The organism is Streptomyces sp. NPDC111507, from assembly GCF_055638955.1.
In genome coordinates this window covers 898,615-922,222 of the sequence record NZ_JBVKBU010000003.1, presented here as the reverse complement: position 1 = coordinate 922,222, position 23,608 = coordinate 898,615, and the positions used below count along the sequence as shown (strand labels likewise).

Annotated in this window: 15 protein-coding genes and 5 pseudogenes; 13 read left to right on the top strand and 7 right to left on the bottom strand. The window is 70.4% G+C overall.

The window, feature by feature from the left end:
* The first annotated feature begins 5 nt into the window (after positions 1-5).
* Positions 6-524 (top strand): hypothetical protein, encoded by a 519-nt coding sequence (locus ACZ7M2_RS16775; RefSeq protein ID WP_471596038.1) that lies wholly within the window; start codon positions 6-8, stop codon positions 522-524.
* A gap of 207 nt (positions 525-731) precedes the next feature.
* On the opposite strand, the pseudogene ACZ7M2_RS16770 reads toward ACZ7M2_RS16775, so the two are convergent.
* Positions 732-1,106, bottom strand: a pseudogene (locus ACZ7M2_RS16770) (methyltransferase domain-containing protein); the annotation flags it as partial.
* Positions 1,107-1,307: 201 nt separating this feature from the next.
* Here ACZ7M2_RS16770 and ACZ7M2_RS16765 point away from each other — a divergent pair.
* Positions 1,308-1,651, top strand: a pseudogene (locus ACZ7M2_RS16765) (flavodoxin family protein); the annotation flags it as partial.
* Between the two features lie 10 nt (positions 1,652-1,661).
* Here ACZ7M2_RS16765 and ACZ7M2_RS16760 read toward each other — a convergent pair.
* Positions 1,662-2,720: a PucR family transcriptional regulator gene (locus ACZ7M2_RS16760; protein ID WP_471595855.1), complete on the bottom strand. Its 1,059-nt coding sequence runs from the start codon at positions 2,718-2,720 to the stop codon at positions 1,662-1,664.
* 248 nt (positions 2,721-2,968) lie between these two features.
* On the opposite strand from ACZ7M2_RS16760, the gene ACZ7M2_RS16755 reads away from it, so the two are divergent.
* The 5 genes and pseudogenes from ACZ7M2_RS16755 (at position 2,969) to ACZ7M2_RS16735 (ending at position 11,312) form a co-directional block, all read left to right on the top strand.
* A complete protein-coding gene (locus tag ACZ7M2_RS16755) occupies positions 2,969-3,583 on the top strand; it encodes a hypothetical protein (protein WP_471595854.1) in 615 nt (204 codons plus the stop codon).
* Between the two features lie 71 nt (positions 3,584-3,654).
* Positions 3,655-5,733: a flotillin family protein gene (locus ACZ7M2_RS16750; protein ID WP_471595853.1), complete on the top strand. Its 2,079-nt coding sequence runs from the start codon at positions 3,655-3,657 to the stop codon at positions 5,731-5,733.
* Positions 5,734-5,812: 79 nt separating this feature from the next.
* On the top strand, positions 5,813-10,642 hold the full coding sequence (locus ACZ7M2_RS16745; protein ID WP_471595852.1) for a DNA repair ATPase: 4,830 nt from the start codon (positions 5,813-5,815) through the stop codon (positions 10,640-10,642).
* Between the two features lie 23 nt (positions 10,643-10,665).
* A pseudogene (locus ACZ7M2_RS16740) lies at positions 10,666-10,779 on the top strand (IS982 family transposase); the annotation flags it as partial.
* Between the two features lie 68 nt (positions 10,780-10,847).
* A complete protein-coding gene (locus ACZ7M2_RS16735) occupies positions 10,848-11,312 on the top strand; it encodes a CBS domain-containing protein (protein WP_471595851.1) in 465 nt (154 codons plus the stop codon).
* A 110-nt stretch (positions 11,313-11,422) separates the two neighbouring features.
* Here the strand turns inward: ACZ7M2_RS16735 and ACZ7M2_RS16730 are convergent, their stop codons facing one another.
* The gene (locus ACZ7M2_RS16730) at positions 11,423-11,665 is read right to left on the bottom strand and encodes an STAS domain-containing protein (RefSeq protein WP_471595850.1); all 243 of its coding nucleotides are present in this window, start codon (positions 11,663-11,665) and stop codon (positions 11,423-11,425) included.
* A 294-nt stretch (positions 11,666-11,959) separates the two neighbouring features.
* Between ACZ7M2_RS16730 and ACZ7M2_RS16725 the strand changes: the two are divergent.
* The 6 genes and pseudogenes from ACZ7M2_RS16725 to ACZ7M2_RS16700 all read left to right on the top strand — a co-directional run bounded on the left by ACZ7M2_RS16725 (position 11,960) and on the right by ACZ7M2_RS16700 (position 18,846).
* A pseudogene (locus ACZ7M2_RS16725) lies at positions 11,960-12,996 on the top strand (cation:proton antiporter domain-containing protein).
* On the top strand, positions 12,993-14,291 hold the full coding sequence (locus tag ACZ7M2_RS16720; RefSeq protein ID WP_471595849.1) for an ArsB/NhaD family transporter: 1,299 nt from the start codon (positions 12,993-12,995) through the stop codon (positions 14,289-14,291). Before ACZ7M2_RS16725 ends, ACZ7M2_RS16720 begins: the two are co-directional and overlap by 4 nt.
* A gap of 106 nt (positions 14,292-14,397) precedes the next feature.
* Positions 14,398-14,652 (top strand): annotated as a pseudogene (locus ACZ7M2_RS16715) (histidine kinase); the annotation flags it as partial.
* A 175-nt stretch (positions 14,653-14,827) separates the two neighbouring features.
* Positions 14,828-16,048: a lactonase family protein gene (locus tag ACZ7M2_RS16710; RefSeq protein WP_471595848.1), complete on the top strand. Its 1,221-nt coding sequence runs from the start codon at positions 14,828-14,830 to the stop codon at positions 16,046-16,048.
* A gap of 922 nt (positions 16,049-16,970) precedes the next feature.
* Positions 16,971-17,660, top strand: a complete 690-nt coding sequence (locus ACZ7M2_RS16705; RefSeq protein ID WP_471595847.1) for a hypothetical protein — start codon at positions 16,971-16,973, stop codon at positions 17,658-17,660.
* A gap of 121 nt (positions 17,661-17,781) precedes the next feature.
* Entirely contained in the window at positions 17,782-18,846 is a 1,065-nt protein-coding gene (locus tag ACZ7M2_RS16700) for a LacI family DNA-binding transcriptional regulator (protein ID WP_471595846.1), read from the top strand.
* On the opposite strand, the gene ACZ7M2_RS16695 is transcribed toward ACZ7M2_RS16700, so the two are convergent.
* The 4 genes from ACZ7M2_RS16695 to ACZ7M2_RS16680 are packed head-to-tail and all read right to left on the bottom strand — an operon-like array spanning position 18,809 to position 23,469.
* Positions 18,809-20,194 (bottom strand): glycoside hydrolase family 32 protein, encoded by a 1,386-nt coding sequence (locus tag ACZ7M2_RS16695; protein WP_471595845.1) that lies wholly within the window; start codon positions 20,192-20,194, stop codon positions 18,809-18,811. The two genes, ACZ7M2_RS16700 and ACZ7M2_RS16695, sit on opposite strands and share 38 nt — an antisense overlap.
* Positions 20,191-21,063 carry a carbohydrate ABC transporter permease gene (locus ACZ7M2_RS16690; protein ID WP_471595844.1) on the bottom strand — a complete coding sequence of 291 codons (873 nt, stop codon included), beginning with the start codon at positions 21,061-21,063 and terminating at the stop codon, positions 20,191-20,193. Before ACZ7M2_RS16690 ends, ACZ7M2_RS16695 begins: the two co-directional genes overlap by 4 nt.
* A gap of 49 nt (positions 21,064-21,112) precedes the next feature.
* Complete coding sequence (locus tag ACZ7M2_RS16685) at positions 21,113-22,063, bottom strand: carbohydrate ABC transporter permease (RefSeq protein WP_471595843.1); 951 nt, start codon at positions 22,061-22,063, stop codon at positions 21,113-21,115.
* On the bottom strand, positions 22,060-23,469 hold the full coding sequence (locus tag ACZ7M2_RS16680; protein ID WP_471595842.1) for an extracellular solute-binding protein: 1,410 nt from the start codon (positions 23,467-23,469) through the stop codon (positions 22,060-22,062). Before ACZ7M2_RS16680 ends, ACZ7M2_RS16685 begins: the two co-directional genes overlap by 4 nt.
* Between the last annotated feature and the right edge of the window lie 139 nt (positions 23,470-23,608).

Below are 23,608 nucleotides of genomic sequence, written 5' to 3'. Positions count from 1 at the left end.
TTGCGATGCGGAGACCTGTGATGCGGTGGCCGTTCGGGAAGCCCGTTCTGGGCAGTCCGTTGCAGATCCTGCTGCTGGCCTGTTCGTTCGCGCTCGCCGGGTACGCCGGGGTGCGGCTGCTCGCGGGGGACTGGTTCGGGGTGGCGCTGTGGTTCGTGGGCGCGGCGGTCCTCCACGACCTGGTGCTCGTTCCGTTGTACGCGGGGGCTGACCGGGCCCTTGCGCGGGGGTTGGACGCGGTCGGCCGCCGGGAGTGGACGCTCTACATCCGGTTCCCGGCCGCGTTCTCGGCGCTTCTGCTGCTGATGTGGTTTCCGCTGATCAGCGGGCAGATGGCGGAGCACTACCGGTTGGCCACCGGGCTCTCGGGCGACGGCTTCCTGGCCCGCTGGCTGCTGATCACGGCGGTGCTGTTCGGGGGTTCCGCCGCGCTGCTCGTGCTGCGCTCGCTGAGGTCGGCGAGGTCGGCGAGGTTGGCGCGGTTGCGCAGGGCGACGAAGGAGCGGCCCCCGGCCGACCACTGAGCGTCTCGGTGCCAGCCTGCTCGGCGGGCGTGTCGCAGCAGGGCCGGGGTACCGAGGCGGCCCACGGAAAGCAGTACTGGCGACACCGCGGCCGTCGACGACGCGAACCTGCACGCGTTCGTCGACGTCGAGTGGAGCCGTCTCGGCGATCAGGACTCCGCCGGGGGCGACGAGTTCGGCCATCCGGCGCAGGAGGGCGGCCGGGTCGCCGCCGATGCCGACATCGCCGTCGACGAGGAGGGCGGTGTCCCACCGGCCCTCACCGGGGAGCGGCGCGAGGACGGACCGGCGCAGCGTCTGCCCGCCCAACCGCACGGTGTGGGCGACGGCTGCCTCGCTGACATGGATACCCAGCGTTCGCTGCCCTGGCGCGGCGAGCGCCGCCACGAGCCTGCCGGGCCCGCATCCCACGTCGAGTGCGACCCCGTCGCACCGCCGCAGTAGCTCCAGCTCCGCGGCATCGAGGAAGTACGCCGTACGGGTGACCTCGGATCCGACGCCGAACCCGCCCTCGTCCGCCGTCCTCGTCAGCTCCGCGCTGCGGATGCCCTGCGTCCATTCCGCGTCATGACGCCGGTCCATGGCGTACGCCGCCACCTGCTCGGGCGGAGCGGGGATCACGCGCTCCACGGACACGTCGATGGTCATCGCATCGCCGCCTCATCGTCCTGCCGGGTGCCCGACGCATCCGGAGCCGAGTCCAGGATCCCTGCGACGGACGGCGGGCGTGCGGCGCGCGGCCGACGCCGCGCGGAAGCGCCGGGTGCTGGTGAGTCGTGATCCGAGCAGGTCATGGCCGCCGACATCCTCGTTCTCGCCGGACCGATCCGGCTCGGCGACAACGGCTCGGTCACCAAGCGGGTCATCGAGCGGCTCTACGGCGGGCCGGGACCGCTCAACTCCGTCGGCCCAGTACGCCTACCACGGGCGCGTGGGCGGCTGTCTGATCACCGGAAACGAGGACGGTGTGAAGCACTGCGCGATGAACATGCTCTACAGCCTCCAGCACCTCGGCTACACGATCCCGCCCCAGGCGGACGCGGGCTGGGATCGGCGCGGCGGGGCCGGGGCCCTCGTATCTCGACCCGGGCTGCCGTCTGGACGCCCCGCACCCCGACTACCGATGATTCGGCCGGGTCACAGGCTCTGGGTGGGCCAGTTCAGCAGCCGGGCGCCGATGACCGCGGTCTGGAGCGTGTAGCGATGGGCCGGGTCGGCGGGGTTGGCGCCGGTGAGTTTGTGGATGCGCTCCAGGCGGTAGGTCAGGGCGCGCACGCTCAGAGAGAGACGGCGTGCGGCCTCGGCGGCCACGCAGCCCGAGTCGAAGTACGCGGTGAGGGTGTCCAGGAGGTGCTGGGCACCGCCGCGGGCGCCGGTGAGCGGGCCGAGGGCGTCGAGGACGAGGTCGGCCATCGCCTGGCGGTCCCGGGTGAGGACGGGGTAGACGAGCAGGTCGGCGGCGCGCAGTACCGGGTCGTCGAGTTCGAGGCGTTCGGCGAGTTCGAGGGTGTTCAGTGCCTCTTCGTAGGACTGGACGACTCCGCCGGGGCCGGTCTGGGGGCGGCCGATGGCGACACGTCCGCCGTCCGTGGCCGCGTACGCCTGTTTGGCGAAGTAGGTGAGGACGTCGTCCTGGTCGCCGGGCGCGACGCACAGCATCCGCCCGTCTTTGGTGGTGAGCAGGATGCTCCGGTCGCCGAAGCGTGCGATGAGGGACTGTTCCACCTGTCGTGGCACCGCGGCGCCTTCGTCGTAGGCCGTCGTCCCCTGCGCGACGGCGACGACGTGCGCGTGGGAGAGGCGCAGTCCGAAGCGCTCGGCGCGCTCGGCGAGGCGGCCCAGGTTGCTGCGGCCGTAGAGGAGGTCGTCGATGAACTCGCGGCGCGCCGCCTCCTCTTTCCGTACGGCGAGGAACTGTGCTCGTTCGTAGCCCTCGGCGAAGGCGTCGATGACCTGTTGGATCGCGGCGAGTGTGCTGTCGGCGGAACCGGGTGTCGTGGGCCAGGCGGCGCGGGCGGCGGACAGGTGGGCACTGACGAGGGCGCGCAGTCCGTGGCCGGCGTCGGCGGCCTGTTCGCCGAGGACACGCCGTGACTCGATCTCGTCGCGGGTGAGGCGCCGGCCGGTGGCCGAGACCTCCGCCAGGATCAGGGCATAGCCGTTCAGATACTGCTCGGGTATCTCGCGCCCCGTCACGTCGTCCCCCGGTTTCTTGATGGCCCGGTGACGACTTCTTAGCGGCGACCGGCATGCAGACCCTAGTGAACACTGCCGGGAACCGGCAATGCACTGGTCGGTACCTGACATGCACGATGTGCGCAGGGGAGCACGGCGGATGGTCTCGGTGCCGGACGCCTGGACGGTGTCCGGCACCGACAGCCGGAGGGGAGCCGTGCGCCACCGACACAGGTCGGCAGCACGACACGACGAGCGGGGGTGGGGGCATGTGGTCGTTTCTCGTGGCTGTCAGCGGGTTTCCCACCATCCTGCTCACGGCCGCGCTCGTCGTGGTCGTCGGCTTCTGGCTGTTGGTCGCCGTCGGCGCGGCGGAGTCTCACGGCTTCGACGGCCACGTGCATTTCGACGCCTGGGGGATGGGCGGGGTCCCGGTCACGGTCGTCTTCTCCCTGGTGACCGCGATCGGCTGGTTCCTGAGTCTGAGCGCGACCGTCCTGCTCGATCCCCTGGTGTCCTCCTGGGTGGTCCGCGGGCCGGCCGGGCTGGTGGTCCTGGCGGGGGCACTGCTGATCGCCTGGCGTGTGACCCGCCTGCTCGTACGGCCGTTGCGCCACCTCTTCCCCGATGAACCGGGCCCGTCCCGGCTGGACTTCGTGGGACTCACCTGCACCATCCGCACGGGGCGGGTGGACGCCGGGTTCGGGCAGGCCGAGGTCGCGGCGAAGGACGGCTCCACCGCGGTGGTGCAGGTGCGGCAGACCGCGGACGAGGTCCTCACCAGCGGCAGCACCGGCCTGTTGTACGCCTACGACGAGGTGGGCGAGTTCTTCTGGGTCGCGCCGTACGACACGGCGCTCGACCCGCGGGGCCACGGCACCTGAGCCGCACGCGCCCGCGCCGCGCCGCACCTTCTCACCCGCTTGAAGTTCCTTACGCCTCAAGGACGTTTGCCATGGATGTCATCTCCTTGGGCATCGGCGTGCTCGTCGCCGTTGTCCTCCTCATCGCGATCACCATGCTGTTGGTGGTCGGCCGGCTGTTCCGCAAGGTGGAGCAGGGGCGGGCGCTGATCATCTCCAAGACGAAGAAGGTGGATGTCACCTTCACCGGCGCCGTGGTGCTGCCGGTGCTGCACAAGGCCGAGTACATGGACATCTCGGTGAAGACCATCGAGATCCGCCGTACCGGCCGCGAGGGTCTGATCTGCCAGGACAACATCCGCGCCGACATCCACATCAGCTTCTTCGTCAGGGTCAACAAGACGGTCGAGGACGTCATCAAGGTTGCGCAGGCCATCGGCACCGAGACCGCGAGCGACGCGGCGGCGATCCAGGACTTCTTCGCGGCGAAGTTCTCCGAGGCTCTCAAGACGGTCGGCAAGCAGCTGGACTTCGTCGACCTGTACACCAAGCGCGAGGAGTTCCGGGACCGGATCATCCAGGTCATCGGCACCGACCTCAACGGCTACCACCTCGACGACGCGGCCATCGACTTCCTCGAGCAGACGCCGATGACACAGCTCGACAACCAGAACATCCTCGATGCCCAGGGCATCCGCAAGATCACCGAACTGACGACGATCGAGCACGTCCGCACCAACGAGTTCCAGCGCACCGAGCAGAAGGAGATCACCCGGCAGAACGTCGACGCCCGGGAGACCATCCTGGAGCTGGAGCGCCGGCAGGCCGAGGCCGAGATCAAGCAGCGGCGCGAGGTCGAGACCCTCCGCGCCCGCGAGGAGGCCGCGACCGCGAAGGTGCAGGAGGAGGAACGGCTCGGCTCGCAGGGCGCGTTCATCCGCACCGAGGAGCAGCTCGGCATCCAGCGCGAGAACCAGGCTCGCGAGATCACCGTCGCGCAGAAGAACCGCGAGCGGGTCATCGCCATCGAGAACGAGCGCATCGAGAAGGACCGGCTGCTGGAGGTCATCGCCCGGGAACGGGAGACGAGCCTGACCCGTATCGCCGCCGACAAGGAGGTCGAGGCCGAGAAGCGGGAGATCGCCGAGGTCGTCCGGGAGCGGGTCGCGGTGGACCGTACGGTCGCCGAGCAGGAGGAGTCCATCAAGAAGCTGCGGGCCGTGGAGGAAGCCGAGCGCGGACGGCAGACCGTGATCATCGCCGCCGAGGCACAGGCCCAGGAGAAGCTGGTCAAGGACATCAAGGCGGCCGAGGCGGCGGAGACCGCGGCCAAGCACCGCGCCGCCGAGCAGCTGACGCTTGCCGACGCCCGGCTGAAGTCCGCCGACCTCGACGCGCGGGCCAAGCTGCGGCTCGCCGAGGGCATCCAGGCCGAGTCCGCCGCCGCGGGCCTCGCCGACGTGCAGGTCCGCGACAAGGCGGCCGAGGTCACGGAGAAGGCCGGCCGTGCCGAGGCCGTGGCCACCGAGGCGCGGCTGCGCGCCGAGGCGGAGGGCACGGAGGCGCGGCTGCGTGCCGAAGCCGAGGGCTCGCGAGCCAAGGCGCTCGCCGAGGCCACCGGTATCGGCGAGAAGCTCAAGGCCGAGGCGGAGGGCCTCGGCCAGAAGGCCGTCGCGATGGCGGCGCTGGACGACGCGTCCCGTGGCCACGAGGAGTACCGGCTGCGGATCCAGGCCGAGAAGGAGATCCGGCTGGCCGGACTCGACGTCCAGCGGCAGGTCGCCGAGGCACAGGCCACGGTGCTCGCCACCGGCCTGGAGAACGCCGACATCAACATCGTCGGCGGCGAGTCGGTCTTCTTCGACCGCCTGGTCTCCTCGATCGCACTCGGCAAGGGCGTGGACGGCTTCATGCGGCACTCCGAGACCGCGCAGGCGCTGGCCAAGCCGTGGCTGGACGGCACGTCGAGCTTCACCGACGACCTGAGCCGGATCCTCGGCTCGGTGTCCACGGCCGACGTGCAGAACCTGACGGTCTCCGCACTGCTGACGAAGCTGATGAAGACGGGCGGCGCCGGCGCCGGGCAGGTGCAGCAACTGCTCGACAAGGCAGGTGAGCTGGGTCTCTCCGACATGCCACTCGCCGCCCTGAACGGCAGCGTCAGAGCCTGACCGCCAAGCCAGGTCCGGAGCCGCCGAACAGGGGACGGCGGCTCCGGACCTCATGTCCCGCCTTCCTGAGAGGGATCCCATGACCACCGGCCTGGACACCGGTACGTACGACGTGCTGCGCGACCGGCTTGCCGCACAGGCCGGCGAACTCGGCCGGCGTGCCGAGGCGCTCAACACCCGCCGCACCGAGCAGTTCGGCTCGACCCGGCTGGAGCTCACCGGCACCGAACGCATCCTCACCGAGCACCACAGTGTGCCCCGCGACATCGTCACCGTCGGTGACGTCCTGCTCTTCGGATGCAACGTCGTGCTCGGCCCCGAGCCGGAGACGACGGTGGGCGACGTCTTCGCGCTGTACGACCGAGACCTGAACCGGCTGCCCGAGGACGCCGTCCCCGGCCTCCTCGACGACCCCGCCTTCGTACGGGAACTCGCCGCTCTGTACCGCTACTACCGTGCGGCTCACCTCCTCCAGCTGCGGCACGTGGACGGCAAGTTGCTGGCCGTCTTCCAGACCGGTGAGAAGACCGACGACATCCGCGTCCTTCGGTGGGCCCTCTCTGCTGACGGCCGGGCGGCGTTCCTGGACGCACGCGGCGAGCGCGATCACGTCTTCCCGCCCTCGCACGACTTCGAGTGGCGCGAGACGACCCGGGAGGACCACATCCTCGGCCGCCACCCGCACGTCTCCATCGAGGGCGAGGTCTTCGTCGAGACGACCGGCGGCACCCTCACCGTCAAGGTCGAGGACAACACCGAGACAGGGGAGGGGATCTTCGCCGAGCCGGTCGACGAACCGCTCCAGTCCCTTGCCGACGCGGACATCGCGTACGCGCGCGTGGGCGCCCTGACACTGCTCCGCATCCGCCCCTACAAGGAGGACGCGCACCGCTACCTGGTCTTCAACACGCTCACCAGGTCCGTGGTGCGCCTCGACGGCATCGGGCAGGCGTGCCGCCGCCTCCCCGCGGACCAGGGAATCGTCTTCCCCGGCGGCTACTGCCTGGCCACGGGGGCGTACAAGACGTTCGACGGGACCGCCGCACCGCTGGATACGGCAGCCCTGGAGTACGAGAGGGTGATCCGCTCGCCCAACGGCGAGGACGTCCTTTTCGCCTTCCACACGCGTGTGGAGGGCCGCAGCCTCCTGCTCCCGTACAACATGATCCGCAAGGAGTTCGCCGCTCCGCTGTCCTGCCACGGCTGGGCGCTCTTCGACGACGGCACGCTGACCGTGCTGCGGGCGGGCTCCGGCGAACCGACACGCGTGCATGCGTTGCAGCGCTGGCGCTCCCCGTACGTCTCGGACACCTACGCTGCCGCCCGGCCGTCCGGAGCCGGCCCGCTGGGTCGTGTCGGCAACGCCGACCTCGTCCGGGGTATCTCCGACTGCCTCTCCCTCACACGTGCCGCCTCGGAGACCGCTCCGACAGCCGAGGTGTACGAGGCGCTGCTCGCCGCCTGTGTCCGCGCGGCCGACACCTACCACTGGCTCGGCGACGCCGACCTGGGCGACCTGCGCACTCCGCTGGACGCGGTCCGCGCCACGGCCGAGCAGGTACTGGCCGAATTCGAGACGGTCGAGGCCCTCACCCGCCAGGCCATCGACGCACTCGCGGAGGCCGCCGCGCACATCGCCACGGTCGTACGGCGCCTGCGCGGTGAGGCGCCCCGTGACGCCGCCGCCTGGGTGAACGGCCTGGCCGAACTCCGCCGTGCCCAGGGTCACTTGCTCACGCTCAAGGAGCTGCGGTACGCCGACATCGTCCGTATCGACGAGCTCGCCGCCGACGTGGAGGCCGACCTCGCCTCGTTCGGGCAGCGTGCCGTCGCCTTCCTGGCCCGCGAGGATGCCTTCACCGGCCACCACCAGGCCGTCGAACAACTCGTCGCGGACGCCGAGTCGCTCGCCACCGTCGCCGAGGCGGCGCCGGTCACCGCCCGCGTCGACGAACTGACCGACGGACTGCGGATCGTCACCGAGGTCGTCGCGGGACTGGACATCGGCGATGCCACGGTGCGGACGTCCGTCCTGGAACGCGTAGCCGAGGTACTGGGCGGCGTCAACCGCGCCCGCGCCACGCTCGACGCCCGCCGCCGCGAACTCCTCGAGCACGAGGGGCGCGCCGAGTTCGCCGCCGAGTTCGCTCTGCTCGGCCAGTCGGTCACGAGCGCGCTCGCCGCCGCGGGGAGCCCGGAGTCCTGTGACGAGCAACTCGCGCGACTGCTGGTGCAGGTGGAGAACCTGGAAGCCCGTTTCCCGGAGTTCGACGACTTCCTCGGCGAGCTGGCGGACAAGCGGACCGAGGTGTACGAGGCGTTCGCGGCCCGCAAGCAGACTCTCGCCGACGCCCGGGCCCGCCGGGCCGAACAGCTCGTCGCCTCGGCGTACCGGGTCCTGGAAACGATCGCACGCCGGGCCGCCGCGCTCGCCGACGCCGACGCGGTCAGTACGTACTTCGCCTCCGACCCGATGGTCGCCAAGGTCCGGCGCACCGCGGACGAGCTGCGCGAACTCGGCGACCGGGTACGGGCGGAGGAACTCGACGGCCGGCTGAAGGCCGCCCGCCAGGAAGCGGTCCGCGCCCTGCGCGACCGCACCGACCTGTACACCGACGACGGCCGCATCATCCGCTTGGGCAGCCACCGGTTCGCCGTGAACACCGAGCCCCTGGACCTCACCCTGGTCCCGGCCGCCGACGGCCTCGCCTTCGCGCTCACCGGCACCGACTACCGCTCTCCGGTCACGGACCCGGACTTCGCCGCCACCCGCCCCTACTGGGATCGGGCGCTGCCCTCCGAATCGCCCCAGGTCTACCGCGCCGAGCACCTCGCGGCCCGGCTGCTGGACGAGCACGGCCCGGCGGCCCTTACGGACGCCGACCTCCCCGACCTCGTACGACAGGCCGCGGAGACGGCGTACGACGAAGGCCACGAGCGCGGCGTCCACGACCACGACGCGACCGCGATCCTCACCGCGGTGCTGCGCCTGCACGAGAGGGCGGGCCTCCTCCGTCACGAACCCGGCGCCCGCGCCGCCGCCCAGCTGTTCTGGGTCCACACGCTTCCGGCCGAGGAGCGCGCGACCCTGAAACGCCGCGCGCTGTCGCTCGCCCGCGCCCGCGACACGTTCGGCCTCACGCCCGCGATCGCCGACTTCCGGGCGGAGCTGGCGGTCCACGTCGGCGAGGCGTCCGCCGTGTACCTCTTCGAGGAACTGACGACCGGCCCCGACGGCTTCGTCGTCAGCGCGGCCACCCGCACCCTGCTCGACAAGTTCCGCCGGACGGTGGGCACGTCGGCGTACGACGAGGACCTCACCGCCCTCGACGACCTCGCCGCGCGCCGCCAGCTCGTCGAGGCGTGGCTGTCCTCGTACACCTCCGCCACCGGCACGGACATCACCCCCGCAGACCTCGCCGAGGCGGTGGCCGCCGAACTCTGCCCGGACCTGCCGCGTTACGAGTGCGACGCGCCGCTGACCGACACGGTCAGGGGGCTGCTGGGCACGCATCCGCGCATCACCGACCGATCCCTGACCATCCGTATCGACGAACTCCTCTCCCGTACCCGGGAGTTCAGGGCGAAGGACACCCCGGCCTTCCGCGCGTACCAGCGGCAGCGCACCACCCTCGTGACCGCTGAGCGCACCCGGCTACGGCTGGACGAGTACCGCCCCCGGGCGATGTCCTCGTTCGTCCGGGGCCGCCTCATCGACGAGGTCTACCTCCCCCTCATCGGCGACAACCTCGCCAAACAGCTCGGCACCACGGGCGATGCGAAGCGCACCGACACCGGCGGCCTGCTCCTGCTCATCTCCCCGCCCGGCTACGGCAAGACGACCCTCATGGAGTACGTCGCCGACCGCCTCGGCCTCGTCCTCGTCAAGGTCAACGGACCCTCGCTCGGTAGCGCCGTCACCTCACTCGACCCGGCCGAGGCTCCGAACGCCACCGCCCGCCAGGAGGTGGAGAAGATCAACTTCGCGTTGCAGGCGGGCAACAACACCCTTCTCCACCTGGACGACATCCAGCACACCTCGCCCGAGCTGCTCCAGCGGTTCATCCCGCTGTGCGACGCCACGCGCCGAGTCGAGGGCGTGTGGAACGGTGAGCCGCGCACCTACGACCTGCGCGGCAAGCGCTTCGCGGTCTGCATGGCGGGCAATCCCTACACCGAGTCCGGCAGCCGCTTCCACGTCCCCGACATGCTCGCCAACCGTGCCGACGTCTGGAACCTCGGTGACGTCCTGACCGGCAAGGAGGACGCCTTCGCCGTCAGCTTCGTCGAGAACGCCCTCACCGCGAACCCGGTCCTCGCGCCGCTCGCCGGGCGCGAGCGCACCGACCTGGACCTGCTGATCCGGCTGGCCGAGGGCGACCCGACCGCCCGGGCCGACCGCCTCACCCACCCGTACGCCGCCGAGCTGGACCGGATCCTCGCCGTCCTGCGCCATCTGCTCACAGCCCGCGCGACCGTCCTCGCCGTCAACGCGGCCTACATCGCCTCCGCCGCCCGGACCGACGCCACCCGCACGGAGCCGCCCTTCCGGCTCCAGGGCTCTTACCGCACCATGAACAAGATCGCCCAACGCATTCAGCCGGTCATGAACGCCGCCGAACTCGGCGCCGTCATCGACGACCACTACACGGCCGAGGCAGGGACCCTCACGACCGGCGCGGAGGCGAACCTGCTGAAACTGGCCGAACTGCGCGGCACCCTCAGCCCCGGACAGGCGCTCCGCTGGACGGAGGTGAAAGCCGCGTATCTCCGTGCGCAGGCCCTCGGCGGCACGGACGAGACCCCCCTGCCCCGCGCGGTCGCCGCGCTCGGCCTGCTCGCCGACCGGATCTCCGCCGTCGAGTCCGCGATCAACCGGGCCGCCGACCCCGGGTGTAGACGCACATGAAGTGAACCGTGCCCGGGCGAAGTTGGCGTAGATACGGGTACTACGCCAGCCACAGCCGCTTCTTCTGGGGCCATCGGCCGCGCATGGTGTGCACGCTCCATGGCTTGCCCATCGCAGGCCGGTTGTATCGTTCGAAGTGCCGGCCTGGTGGCACGTCCTCGTGGCCGTGTCTGCCGATGGGGCGAGAGCGAGACAGGAGCCGAGGGTGCGTGCGCGTGACTTGGCGGTGGAGTACGAGACGGTCGGTGTCGACAGCGACGCCCTGGACGCCGCACGACTGATGGCCGAACACCGGCTGCCCGCGCTCCTGGTACTGGACGAGCGGGGCGCGCCGAAGGCGATCCTGCCCGCTTCCCAGATGATCAAGATCCTGGTGCCGGGGTATGTCGTGGAGGACCCCACGCTCGCGGCGGTCGTCGACGAGCGCCACGCCGACCGGCTGTGCGAGGCGCTCGCGGGACGCAAGGTCCGCGACTGTCTGTCGAAGACCGCGCCGCCGCCCGCCGTCGCCGCTCCGGACGACACCGCACTGGAGGTCGCGGCCCAGATGGCACAGGTCCGCAGCCCGTTGGTGGCCGTGGTCGACAAGGACAAGAGCGGTACGCGGCTGCTCGGAGTCATCACTGCCTCGCACCTGCTGGAGCGGCTGCTCGCCGCCGCGGCGTGCTGACGGCCACCGTCACGAGTGACAGGGATCGGCCTCTTCGTAGATGTCGAGGACGCGGGTGAGGCCCAGCCGGGTCGGTGTGGGGCGGATCCGGGAGCCGGCGTGCGTGACGATCACCGGGTGCCGTGGTGCCGTGCCGCGAGCAGCGCAATGAACACGGCCCTACATCCGTTGCTGCTGAGACAGGCCACCCTGGTGAGGTCGATTTCGAGGACCGGCGGGCGGGTGAGGAGCACCTCCCGCAGGTCGTCGCCGATCTGGTCGGCGTTCTTGGACGTGATCTCCCCGGAGAGCCTGCCCACGCCCCGGAATCCGTGGTGCTCGTGGGGGTCGTGAGCGGACGACGAATCCGGCATTCGAGGCTCCGTCCCGACGGGTGGCCGACTGCCGACCGGACTTCCCGGCCCGCCTGATCCTTGGCCAGGGCAAAGAGCGCAGTGGCCGCTGCTCGGGCCGGGTGGTTCGAGTACTCCGACGCCCGGGTGGACTCTGCCGTCAGGTTGCCGGAATCCGGCAGTCTGACGGCCCTCAAGGTGCGCGCCAAGAGTCTGTTAAAGATGCGTCAAGGGCCTGTAGGGTTCCCAGCGGTGTGCCGGGAAGCCTGGTCGGCGAGCAGGGGATGACTCTCTCTTCCGATCGGGGCGTTCGGCATGGTGCTCGTGGTGGTGTTCGGGGCCGCGCTGCTGGTGGCGGTGCTGTTGTCGGGCCTGGCGGCTCGCACCGTGGTCTCCACGTCCTTCCCCTTCCTGGTGGGCGGCGCGCTCGTCAGTGACGGTTTCCTCGGGCGCCAACTGAAGGCACCCGGCGCGCGCCCTGGGCCTGGGCATGCCGCTCGCGTTCCTCGCGCCGACCGACCCGGTGTTCGCCTCGGCGATCGTCGGACGCGCCGAGGTCCCGGCCAAGCTGCGCAAGCTGCTGAACGTGGAGAGCGGCATCAACGACGGGCTCGCCCTCCCGGTCGTCCTCGTTCTGATCGCCGCGGCCGGCCCGACCGCGGGCAGCGCGGACGCCTCCGGCTCCACCATCGCCCTGGAACTCGTGCTGGACCTGGCCTTCGGCGTCCTGCTGCCGCTCTTCGTCAACGGACTGGTCCGCTTCCGCCTGCTGGGCGCGGAGCCCAAGCTGCAGCCGCTGCTGCCGCTGGCGACGGGCATCGTCCTGTACGCGACCTGCCATCTCACGCACCCCAACCCCTACCTGGCGGCCTTCTCCGCGGGCGCGGTCCTCGCACGCACCTCACCGGCGGCGAAGGCGTCCTTCGAGCCGCTCGGCGAGGCATTGGCGGAGCTCGCGAAGTTCGCGGCGCTGCTGGTCTTCGGCGCGCTGCTGACTCCGCGGCTGTTCGGGGACCTGTCATGGGGCGGCTACGCGGCGGTGATCCTGGCGATCTTCCTGATCCGTCCGGCCTCGTTGCTGCTCTCGCCGCTCGGCACCCGGATCTCGCGCCAGGAGCAGCTGGTGGCGGCCTGGTTCGGCCCCAAGGGCTTCCGGCATCCCGCAGGCCGAGGAGGCGTTCACCCTCGTCGCCGTGTGCATCGCCTTCTCGATCATCGCGCACAGCTCCACGGACGTACCGATCGCCCGCGCCTTCGACGTCGAGGACCTGGCGGGTATCCCGGACGGACCCGCTGGGGACGACATCGGGAGCGAAGCTCCGCAACCGCTCGGAGGAACCGGAGAAACGTGAACGGCTGGCACAGTTGGGCGGCGATCGGCGTGTTCGTCGGCGCGTACGCCCTGATCATCAGCGAGAAGATCCACCGCGTCGCCGTGGCCCTGGGCGGCGCGGGCCTGATGCTGGCGATCGGGGCGACCGACGATGTCTCGGCGTTTTACTCCGAGGACTCCGGCATCGACTGGAACGTCATCTTCCTGCTGATGGGCATGATGACGATCGTCGGCGTGCTGAAGAAGACCGGCATGTTCGAGTACCTGGCCATCTGGTCCGTGAAGAAGGCGAAGGCCAAGCCCTTCCGGGTGATGGCCATGCTCGTCGTCATCACCGCGGTCGCCTCCGCCCTCCTCGACAACGTCACCACGGTGCTGCTGGTCGCCCCGGTGACGCTGCTGGTGTGCGAGCGTCTCGCGCTGCCCGCCGCGCCGTTCCTGATCGCCGAGGTGTTCGCCTCGAACATCGGCGGCACCACGACCCTGGTCGGCGACCCACCGAACATCATCATCGCCAGCCGGGCCGGCCTGACCTTCAATGACTTCCTGGTCCACCTCGCCCCGCTGTCCGCGGTGCTGGTCGTCGTCCTTGTCGTGCTGTGCCGGGTGATGTTCCGCAAGGCGTTCGTGTACGACGAGGACCGCGCCGCCGAGATCATGGCCCTGGAGGAACGCGAGGCCATCAAGGACCCGCGCCTGCTGATCCAGGGCCTGATCGTGCTCGCCCTGGTGGTCGCCGGTTTCGTCCTGCACCCGGTGCTGCACTACGAGCCGAGCATCGTCGCCCTGCTCGGCGCCGGACTGCTCGTCGCCGTCTCCACCGCCGACACGAGCGAGGTCCTGGCCGAGGTCGAGTGGCCCACCCTCGCCTTCTTCGCCGGCCTGTTCATCATGATCGGGGGCCTGATCGACACCGGTGTGATCGACGAGGTCTCCAAGGCGCTGGCCGACGCCATCGGCACGAACGAACTCGGCGGCTCCCTGACCCTGTTGGGCGCCTCGGCGGTGCTGTCAGGCGTCGTCGACAACATCCCGTACGTCGCCACCATGGCGCCCATCACCAGCGATCTCGTGCACAACATGGGTGGCGGCAGCGACCACGTCATGTGGTGGGCCCTCGCCCTCGGCGCCGACCTGGGCGGCAACGCCACCGCGATCGGTGCCTCCGCGAACGTCGTCGTCCTCGGAATAGCCGAACGCAACCGTCAGCCCATCACCTTCTGGCAGTTCACCAAGTACGGCCTGATCGTCACCGCCGTCACCGTGACCATCTCCCTCGGTTACGTGTGGCTGCGCTACTTCGCCTTCGGCTGACTCGCGGCCGATGGCGCGGCGTACGGTCGCGTGTCTCGGCAGACATCTCGTAGGAGCGATCACCGAGCCCGGTACGGGGCACCCCGTCCGAGGAGGGACAGGAACCATGGCACGCGGCAGGCTTCGGATCCACCTCGGTGCGTCGCCGGGCGTCGGCAAGACGTAGGCCATGCTGTCCGACACGCACCGCCGGGTCGAGCGGGGCACCGACTGCGTGGTCGCGTTCGTGGAGCATCACGGCCGGCCGCGCACCGAGGTGATGCCGCACGGTCTGGAGCAGGTCCCGCGCAGGGAACCGGCCTGTCGCGGCTCCGTGTTCACCGAGAGGGACGTGGACGCGGTGCCGGCCCGGCGTCCCCAGGCCGAGTTCGCCTCCCTGCCGGATGGCGGACTCAGCGGACCGGGAGACGGCACATGGAGTTATTACGGGAAGCTGACGTGGCAGTCGAATCCCTCATGCCTCGATCACCTCATGGACAACTCTGGTCCTGCCCTCCACCGACCCCTGGTGGTGGCGAAGGCCCGAGGAGCGACGTATGAGCAGGCACAACAGGCGCAGGTCACCTCTACAGGTCAAGCTGACCGTCGTCGGAGCGGGAATCCTCGCCGCGGCGGCGGCCGTGACGACGGTGACCGTCGCCTCGGCGGGAGAGGTCTCCCGCGGGCACGACGACGCGGGGAGCGCGAAGGCCGGAGCCGACCACGCGGTCTTCGTGCAGGGCAACGAACTGGACGGCAACACGGTCCACGTCTTCAAGCGCGCGCAGGACGGCAGGCTGAGTCCCGCGGGCAGCTATGCGACCGGTGGCAAGGGCGGAGACCAGGTCGACGCACCCACCGACTCGCTCGCCTCGCAGGGCTCGCTCGTCTACGACGACCGGTCCGGCCTGCTCCTCGCGGTCAACGCGGGCAGCGGCACCGTGACGTCCTTCCGAGTCGAGGGACAGAAGCTGACGGACCGCCGGGTGGTGCGCTCGGGTGGGGACTTCCCTTCGTCGATCGCCGTCACGGGAAGGCTCGCGTACGTCATGAACGCGGGCGGAGCGGGCAGCGTCCAGGGTTTCCGGATCACGGCCAAGGGCCTGGAACCGCTGCGTGAGGCTCACCGTTCCCTCGGGCTGGACAACAAGAAGGTGCCGCTGTTCAGCAGTTCACCCGGGCAGGTCGCGTTCACTCCTGGCGGCCGCGAACTGGTCGTCACCACCAAGTCCGCCAACACGGTCGAAGTCTTCCCGATGACGCGCGACGGACGCCCCGCGCGGCGGGCGGTGGTCAACGGCTCCGCCGGTGCCGTCCCGTTCGCGATCACCTTCGACAAGGCCGGCCGGATGCTCGTGGCCGAGGCCAAGGAGTCCACGGTCAGTACGTACGAGGTACGCGGCGACGGCAGCCTCAAGGTCGTCCAGAAGTCCCTGCCCAACGGTCAGAACACACTGTGCTGGCTGGAGCGTGCCGGTGACTTCTTCTACGGCGGCAACACCGGCAACTCGACCGTCACCGGCTACCGCACGGACCGTCACGGAAGGCTGGCGCTCACCAACGACGTCGGGGTCGCCACCCCGCCCTCGGCCAAGTCCCAGGGCGTCATCGACCTGGCGGTGACGAAGGACGAGAGGTTCCTGTACGTGCAGAACGCGACGTCCGGCACCGTCGACGGCTTCCGCATCGGCCGGAACGGCTCACTGACCAAGGTCGGCACGACCACTGGACTGCCCCCCTTCGCCGAGTCCGGCATGGAGGGCATCGCCGCGGTGTAAAGAAGCGGCCACCGCGGCCCGGGCGCCCCGGACAGGACGGTCCCTGTCCGGGGCGCCATGCGTGGGTAGGTGTGCGGGTGCAGCTGCCGGGCAGGTCATCGAGGCCGAGTTCGTCCTCACTGCTGGTGACCGTGGCGACGTACGCACCGTTGCGTGGTGCCGTGGCTCTGAGCGTGTCGATCCGGCCGCTGGCACGGCACGCGTCCAGCAGATCGATCCGCGACTGCGGAAGTGCCTCAGGGCGCACAGCACCAGGCCCGCCCCGGTCGGTACCGTCTCGTGGTCGCGGGTGACGGTGAAGCCCTGGTTGAGCGTGTGGGCAGGACAGCACGGTGCTGACGGGGCGCAGAAGGGTGGCCGACTTGCGTGTACAAGGTGAGTGATTCGGCCAGCGTGGGAGTATCCAGCGCCGTGAGGGCCTCTCCTTTCGGTTCGAAGCCTGCGCGCGGTGGTGTTCGCCGTGCTGTGCGTGCTGCTCGCTGCCGGGGGACATGTTCTGGCCATGGGTGAGGCACCGCCGGTATGGGCCGAGGCCGTGGCGTGGGGTCCGGGGTTGGCGAGCATCGCCTAATAGTGCTCCTCGGACTCCCACTGGGCGTAGTTGATGACGCGCTCGCCGTCCTCGGAGGCGTGGAAGGTGGCGCAGATGAAGCCGGGCTGGTGCTTCATTGTCTCTTACTGAGGGTGGCTGTGCGGGTGCGGGTCCGCATCCCCCCGACCGGACGCGGACCCGTACTCCGCTGTAGCAGGCCCCGGTGACCAGGCCGGGCACGGCCGCGACGACGACCGCGGTGCTGCCGGATACCGCGTCGACCGCCGCCACGCCGACAGGGTCAGGAGACGGCGGATCCCGTACGGCGGTCGCGAGCGCCCCGGCCGAGCCGGCGCCCTCCTCGGCCGTCGCTGTGGCGACCAGCACGCCGTGCGCGTCCGCGGCCCCGGCGGCGAGTTCGGCGGCCCGAACCTGTGTGGTCCGCTGTCGCAGGCGCTGGGTCTCCCGGTCGGCTGCCTTCAGCCGGTCGAACAACCCGGCGATACGGACGGGCAGTTCGGCGCGTGGCGCCTGGAGCTGCTCGGCGATCCGGGACACCAGATCGCGTTCGCGGGCCAGACAGCCGAAGTCCTCGACGCCGACCGCCGCGTCCAGGCGGCGCATGCCCGCGCCGACCGACGACTCCGAGGCCGACGCGACTACACCGGTCTGTGTGGCGCGCTCGACGTGCGGGTCGGAGTAGTCTCACAGGCTGGTGACGGCCTGCCCGGTGAGGGCTTGGGCGATCTGCCGGGTGAGCGGCCTTTGCGTGATGTCTTCGCGCGGTTGGACGCTGCCGCGCTGATCGCGGCGGGCTTCGCTCGGCTTGCCGCGTTGGCGCCGTCAGCCGCGGGGGCACACGCGCACCAGATCATCGAGAACACCGTCCACTCGACCAAGGACGTCACCTTTAGCGAAGACGTCAGCCAGATCCGTCGCCAACGCGCCCCAGTCGTCATGAGCGCCGTGCGCGACCTGGCCCGCGCCATCCTGTACCGGGCCGGCTGGGTCGGCATCGCCAGCGACCGACGTGCTCACGCCCCACTCGAAATCGTCCTGGCCCTCCACGAATGCCCGTGACCAAATCGGACGATCAAGTCTGCCTTCGGGGCCCTGGGGATCTCCCGTGTGCCGTGGCGCTCACCGCGGATAGAGTGGACGGTGATCGACAGGGACGGGCTGGGCGAGGGCGGCGGACGGCATGGGCGGTGCCGAGGACAGCAGGAGCACGGGCACCGGGCGCCCGACGTCACGGGACGTCGCCCGGCTTGCCGGCGTGTCGCACACCGCGGTGTCCTTCGTGTTCAACGGCCGCGCCGAGGGCAACCTCTCGCCCGCGACCCAGGAACGCATCCGGCAGGCGGCCGTCCAGCTGGGCTACCGCCCCGACCCCGTCGCCCGCGGTCTGCGCCGTCGCCGTACGGCCGTGATCGGGTTGGTCACCGACGAGATCGCGTCCTCTCCGTTCGCCGGTCGGTTGCTGCGCGGCGCCATGGAGACCGCCTGGAGCAGCGACCATCTCGTCCTCACCGTCGACTCCGGCGGCGACCGGGTCAAGGAGGACGCGGCCGTCGCGGAACTGCTCGACCGGCGGGTGGACGGCATCATCTACGCAGCCATGTCACTGCGCAGGGTCCGCGTTCCAGAAGGCCTGCACCGCACCCACTCCGTGCTGGCCAACTGCCTGCCCGAGGACGGCTCCCTGCCCGCCGTGGTTCCCGCCGAGCGTGCCGGCGGCCGTACCGCGGCCCGGGTGCTGCTCGGTGCGGGCCACCGCCGGCTCGCCGTGATCGGCGGTCTGGACGACATCGCCTCGGTCGAACGTACCCGCGGCTTCCGGGATGCGCTGCGCGCCGAGAGCGTCACCGTGCCCGAGGAGTGGATCGTGCGCGGCGGCGGGGAGATCTCCGCGGGGTACGCAGGGGCGCTGCGCCTGCTCGACGGGGTCGATCCGGGCCGCCGCCCCACGGGCGTCCTGTGCTACAACGACCGGGTCGCGGCGGGCGTCCTGCATGCCGCGACCCGGCTCGGGATCGATGTGCCCGCCGAACTGTCGGTGGTCGGTTACGACGACCAGGAGCACATGGCCGCGTTCCTCACCCCGCCGCTCACCTCGGTCGCGCTGCCGCACCGGGCGATGGGCGAGGCGGCGGCCCGGCTGCTCCTGGATGCCATCGACGCTGGCCGTACGCCGCCCGCGACCGTCCGGCGTCTGGCATGCCCTGTGGTCAGCCGCGCCTCCGTGGGGCCGGCGCCCACCCGGTGACCCGGGCACCCGGCCCGTCGACCGTCAGCTCGGCGATGTCGCCGGGGCGCCGGTGGACGCGTTCGGTGACCATTGCCCGTTCCGCGACGAAGAGTTCGAGGAGCGAGCCGTCGACGAGCAGCCGGAGCGCGAGTTCCGGCCCCTTCGGCACGTGCACAGTGATCGGGGCGGAGCCTTCCCGGCCGGTCCGGGGCCAGGCGGTTCGGTCGAGGACGACCGTTCCCTCCGCGGGGTCCGCCCGGACCGTCAACTCCCGCCCCGAAGCGTTCCGAAGCAGCCTCACCGTGGTCGGCTCACGCGCGACGACCGTCAAGTCGTACGACTCCGGAAGCGGAACCTTGCCCGGCCCGCTGACGAAGGGCTCAGCCGCCCGCAGGAGTTCGAGCTCCGGAGCCGGACTCACCCGCAGTGAGCCGTCGGGGTGTACGCCCACGACACGGGGTGCGGTGAGCACCCCCGCCCATCCGGCCCGCTCCACCTCCTCGTGCGGGCGGGCCTCCCACGACCAGCCCCACAGCAGTGCCCGGTCCGGCTCCTGGAGCACGGCCGGTGCGTAGAAGTCCCGTCCCTGGTCGAGCCGGCCGCCGACCCGTGTCATGAAACTCAACTCTCTCTCGCCATCCGCTTCCAGATGACCTGTCAGATATCCGGTTGAGCACGGATCTCCGTCCCACAGGGAGAGGAGGAGTACGTCGTCGCCGCCCGGAGTCCCGTACAGCTGCGGGCACTCCCAGCCCACCGCCCCCTTGTCGCCGAACACCCCAGCGGCGACCGGGTCCCGGCCGTCCAGCAGCACTCCGGCGAACCGCCAGTCGGCCAGGTCCTCGCAGTCGTAGAGGAGGACCGAGGGTGTGCCGTCGGCGTGTCCGGCTCCTACGAGGGCCCAACGCCGGTGCGCGTGGCGGAAGATGAACGGGTCGCGGAACATCACCACGTCCAGGCCCGGTGGTGGGCCGGCCACGACGGGGTCCGGCAGCGGTCTCCACCCGGTGAGGAGTTCGTCGTCCGGGTCGGTCGAGCGCGCCAGGCAGATGGTGCCGAGGCCGGTGTGGTTCCGGTCGATTCCTGTGTATACGGCGGTCGGTGTGCCGGCGTCGTCCACGACGCAGCCCGACCAGCAGCCGGCCTCGTCCGGGCCGCCGGGTGTCGGGGTGAGGGCGATCGGGTGGTGGTCCCAGTGGACGAGGTCGCGACTGGAGGCGTGGCCCCAGTGGATGTCGGCGTGGACGGGTGCGTTCGGGTTGTACTGGTAGAAGAGGTGGTGGCGGTCGCGCCAACGGAACGGACCGTTGGGGTCGTTGATCCAGCCCGCGGGCGGACGGATCCTGAAACGGGGGGCCTGGCTCAACGGTTGACTCCTGCCGAGGTGATGCCCTCGCGCAACGGGCGCTGGCCCACGAGGAACACGGCGAGTGCGGGGAGCATCGACAGCACGACTCCGGCGAGGACCACGGAGATCGAGCCGGTGCCGAGGTTGCCCTGGAGGGAGACCAGGCCCAGCGGAAGCGTGTAGTTCTGGCTGGAGGTCTCCAGGATCAGCGGGCGGAAGAACTCGTTCCAGTGGTAGTTGAAAGCGAGTACGCCGACGATGGCGAGGCCGGGTGTGGCCAGTGGGGCGTACACCGAGCGGAAGATCCGCCAGGGGCCCGCGCCGTCCAGCATGGCCGCCTCGCCGAGGTCCTTCGGCATGCCGAGGAAGTACTGGCGCATGAGGAAGGTGCCGAAGGCGGTCGGGAAGGCGGGGATGATCAGGCCGAGGAGGGTGTCGGTGAGGCCCATCGACTTCAGCACCAGGAACACGGGCACGATGGTGACCTGCAACGGCACCATCATGGTCGCCAGGACCAGGCCGAACAGCGGCTTCTTGAAGCGGAACTCCATACGAGCGAAGGCGTATCCGGCCAGGCCCGCCGTGATCATCTGGCCGACCGCGATCAGCGCCGTCACGAGGGTGGAGTTCAGGGCGAGCAGCCATACGTCGATCTGGTCGAAGACCCCGCGGTAGGCGGCGGTCGTCGGGTGCGTCGGAATGATCTGCGGGGGCAGGTCGAAGGACTGGGCCGGGGTGCGCAGGGAGGTGGAGACGGTCCAGATGACCGGGCCGAGCGTCACCAGGGCGCAGACGGTCAGTCCGGCGATCCGGGCCCAGGGGGCGAGCGAGTGGCGTGCGCGGCTCAGAGTCGGGGATGGGGTCGGGGTCTGGGTTGCTTTGCCCATAGCGCTCGTTGGGCTCGTTGCGCTCGTGGCACTCATACGGATCACCGGCTCACTGGTAGTGGACGAAACGCCGGCTGAGCCGGAACTGGACGGCGGTGACCGCCATGATCAGGACGAAGAGCAGCACGCCCACCGCGGACGCCTCGCCGAAGTCGAGCTGCTCGAAGGCCCGTTCGTAGATCACCATCACCACCGTGCGGGTGGCGTCGCCGGGTCCGCCGTCGGTGAGGACGTACGGCTGCTCGAAGACCTGGAGGGCGTTGATGATGCCGACCACCGACGCGACGAGCAGGGTCGGCGACAGCAGCGGCAGGGTGATGCCGAGGTGCTTGCGCAGGCCGGTCGCGCCGTCGAGGGCGGCGGCCTCGTGGATCTCCTTGGGGATGTTGTTCAGACCGCCGACGAACAGCAGGAAGGAGAAGCCGAACTGCTGCCAGACGTAGACCAGGATCACCGTGGCCATCGCCGCGTGCTCCGAGGTCAGCCAGGGCACGGGCGCGATGCCGACCAGGCCGATCAGCCAGTTCACCACCCCGAAGTCCTGGTTGAACAGGTACTTCATCACCACCGAGATGGACGCCGCGGACAGCACCAGCGGGAAGAAGAACGCCGAGCGGAACACCGACCGCAGCCACACCGGCATCCGCCCGTTCAGCACGAGCGCCAGCGTCAGCGCGATCACGAGTTGCAGCGCGACCGCGAGGACCATGAAGACGAGCGTGTTGCGGAAGGAGACCAGGACGGTCGAATCCGTGAAGGTGGTCCGGTAGTTGGCGCCGCCGGCGAAGCGGGGCGGGTCGATCACGTTCCAGTGGAACAGGCTCAGCACCACCGACCCGACGATCGGTACGACCGTGAAGACGACGATCCCGACGACCGTGGGCGCCAGGAACAGCCCGGCCAGCAGCCGGGTGCCGCGGTCGCGGACGGAGGGCCGGGCGGCGGTGGCGGATGGCGGGACCGGCCGTGAACTCACTTCCTGCACCTGGGTGTTCGTCATACCTCACGCTCCATGGCCTGTTCCAGGTCGCCCTGCATCTGCCGCAGCGCGGGACCCACCGCACGGGGTGAGGCCAGCGCGGTGCCGGTGTACTTGAGCAGGACGTCGGTCACCCCGGCGACCTGCGGCGGCGCCGGGATCGGGCCGGTGTCGGGAAACCGGTCGAGGGTGTCGTAGAAGACCTGCCAGTGCGCCGGGCCGGTCTCGGCGTAGCGGGCGGCAGTCAGCATCGAACGGCGGGCGGGGGTCGTCTGGTTGCCCTGGAACAGCTGGGTCATCGTGTCCTTGCGGGCGGTGTACTTGATGAACTCCCAGGCGGCCTCCTGCTTCTTGGAGGTGCGCAGCAGCGCGTAGCCCGCCGCGCCGAACTGGTGGCGCTGGGTGCGCCAGCGCGGGAAGTACTGCACGTCGTAGTCGGCCGCCCGCATGCCGGCCAGATGCAGGCCGCCCGCCCAGAAGCCGCCCGCCGGGGTGACGCCGACGCGGCCGGTGGAGAACACGCCGACCAGGTTGGTGCCGTTGCCGCCCTCGGGACGCGAGCACAGGTCCTCCTGGACGAGGGAGGCGAGATAGTCGTACGACTCCTCGACCCGGGCGGTGGTGGCCTGCGGGGCCGTCCAGCGGAAGCCGCCGCCGCGCCCCTGCCGTTCGGCGGCTGGGTAGAAGCTGTCCCACAGCCACGAACCGCCGGGCGCCTTGGACTCCTTCAGCAGGTTGGTGCCGTTCGCGAAGAGCCAGGGCACCACACCGCCCCACAGCCGGTTGGTCCAGAAGTACGGCGTGAAGTGCGCGCCGCCGGCCCGCCTCATCTCCCGCAGCAGCGCGGTGAAGTCGTCGCGGCTCCAGTCGGCGGCCGGGAAGTCCGCGCCCGTCCGCTTCAGCACCCGCCTGTTGAGGTACATGTCGGCGGCGTTGAACTCCATGGGGAGCTGGTAGAGGCTTCCCTCGTACATCATCGACTCGACGAGCGAGGGGTGGACGTCGGCGAAGTACTCACGCAGCTCCGCCGCGTCCCGGCGCACCCAGTGGTCCAGGGGTACTCCGAGCTTCCGGGCGAACAACTGCACGCCCTCGGTGGCTACATAGACCAGGTCCGGTGCGGTGCCCGCGGCGATCTGGGTGAGGATCTTGGCGAAGAAGTCCGACCAGTCGACAGCCTGCACCGCATTCACCCGCAGCGGGATGTCCGGGTGAATGCGGTGGAAGCCCTTGGTAAGAGCGTCGACGGTGGCCGGGTCGAAAGCTGAGCCGAGGGTGGCGACGACGAGGGAGCCGTCGTCGCGGCCGGGGATGTCGGCTCCGGTGAGCCGGTCCCAGCTGGCGGCGGTACCGGCCAGGGCGGCTGCGCCCGCCCCGTACGCGCCGTACCGCAACAGCGTGCGGCGGGGGAGGTTCGAGTCGGTCATCGAGTGGCCCTAACTCGTGTTAGTTCAGGGTTGATGCCCAAGATGATGGGAACCGAGCAATGTGCCTGTCAAGGGTCGGGAACGCTTGACCTTTAACGAGTTAGGTCTACAGTCCTCGTTCACACGAGCCGCTGTTTCA

What these genes read in the sequence shown, in the direction of transcription:
- ACZ7M2_RS16775 (WP_471596038.1), top strand. Translation starts at nt 6, where the DNA reads ATGCGGAGACCTGTGATGCGGTGGCCGTTCGGGAAGCCCGTTCTGGGC.
- ACZ7M2_RS16755 (WP_471595854.1), top strand. Translation starts at nt 2,969, where the DNA reads ATGTGGTCGTTTCTCGTGGCTGTCAGCGGGTTTCCCACCATCCTGCTC.
- ACZ7M2_RS16750 (WP_471595853.1), top strand. Translation starts at nt 3,655, where the DNA reads ATGGATGTCATCTCCTTGGGCATCGGCGTGCTCGTCGCCGTTGTCCTC.
- ACZ7M2_RS16745 (WP_471595852.1), top strand. Translation starts at nt 5,813, where the DNA reads ATGACCACCGGCCTGGACACCGGTACGTACGACGTGCTGCGCGACCGG.
- ACZ7M2_RS16730 (WP_471595850.1), bottom strand. Translation starts at nt 11,665, where the DNA reads ATGCCGGATTCGTCGTCCGCTCACGACCCCCACGAGCACCACGGATTC.
- ACZ7M2_RS16710 (WP_471595848.1), top strand. Translation starts at nt 14,828, where the DNA reads ATGAGCAGGCACAACAGGCGCAGGTCACCTCTACAGGTCAAGCTGACC.
- ACZ7M2_RS16700 (WP_471595846.1), top strand. Translation starts at nt 17,782, where the DNA reads ATGGGCGGTGCCGAGGACAGCAGGAGCACGGGCACCGGGCGCCCGACG.
- ACZ7M2_RS16690 (WP_471595844.1), bottom strand. Translation starts at nt 21,063, where the DNA reads ATGGGCAAAGCAACCCAGACCCCGACCCCATCCCCGACTCTGAGCCGC.
- ACZ7M2_RS16685 (WP_471595843.1), bottom strand. Translation starts at nt 22,063, where the DNA reads ATGACGAACACCCAGGTGCAGGAAGTGAGTTCACGGCCGGTCCCGCCA.
- ACZ7M2_RS16680 (WP_471595842.1), bottom strand. Translation starts at nt 23,469, where the DNA reads ATGACCGACTCGAACCTCCCCCGCCGCACGCTGTTGCGGTACGGCGCG.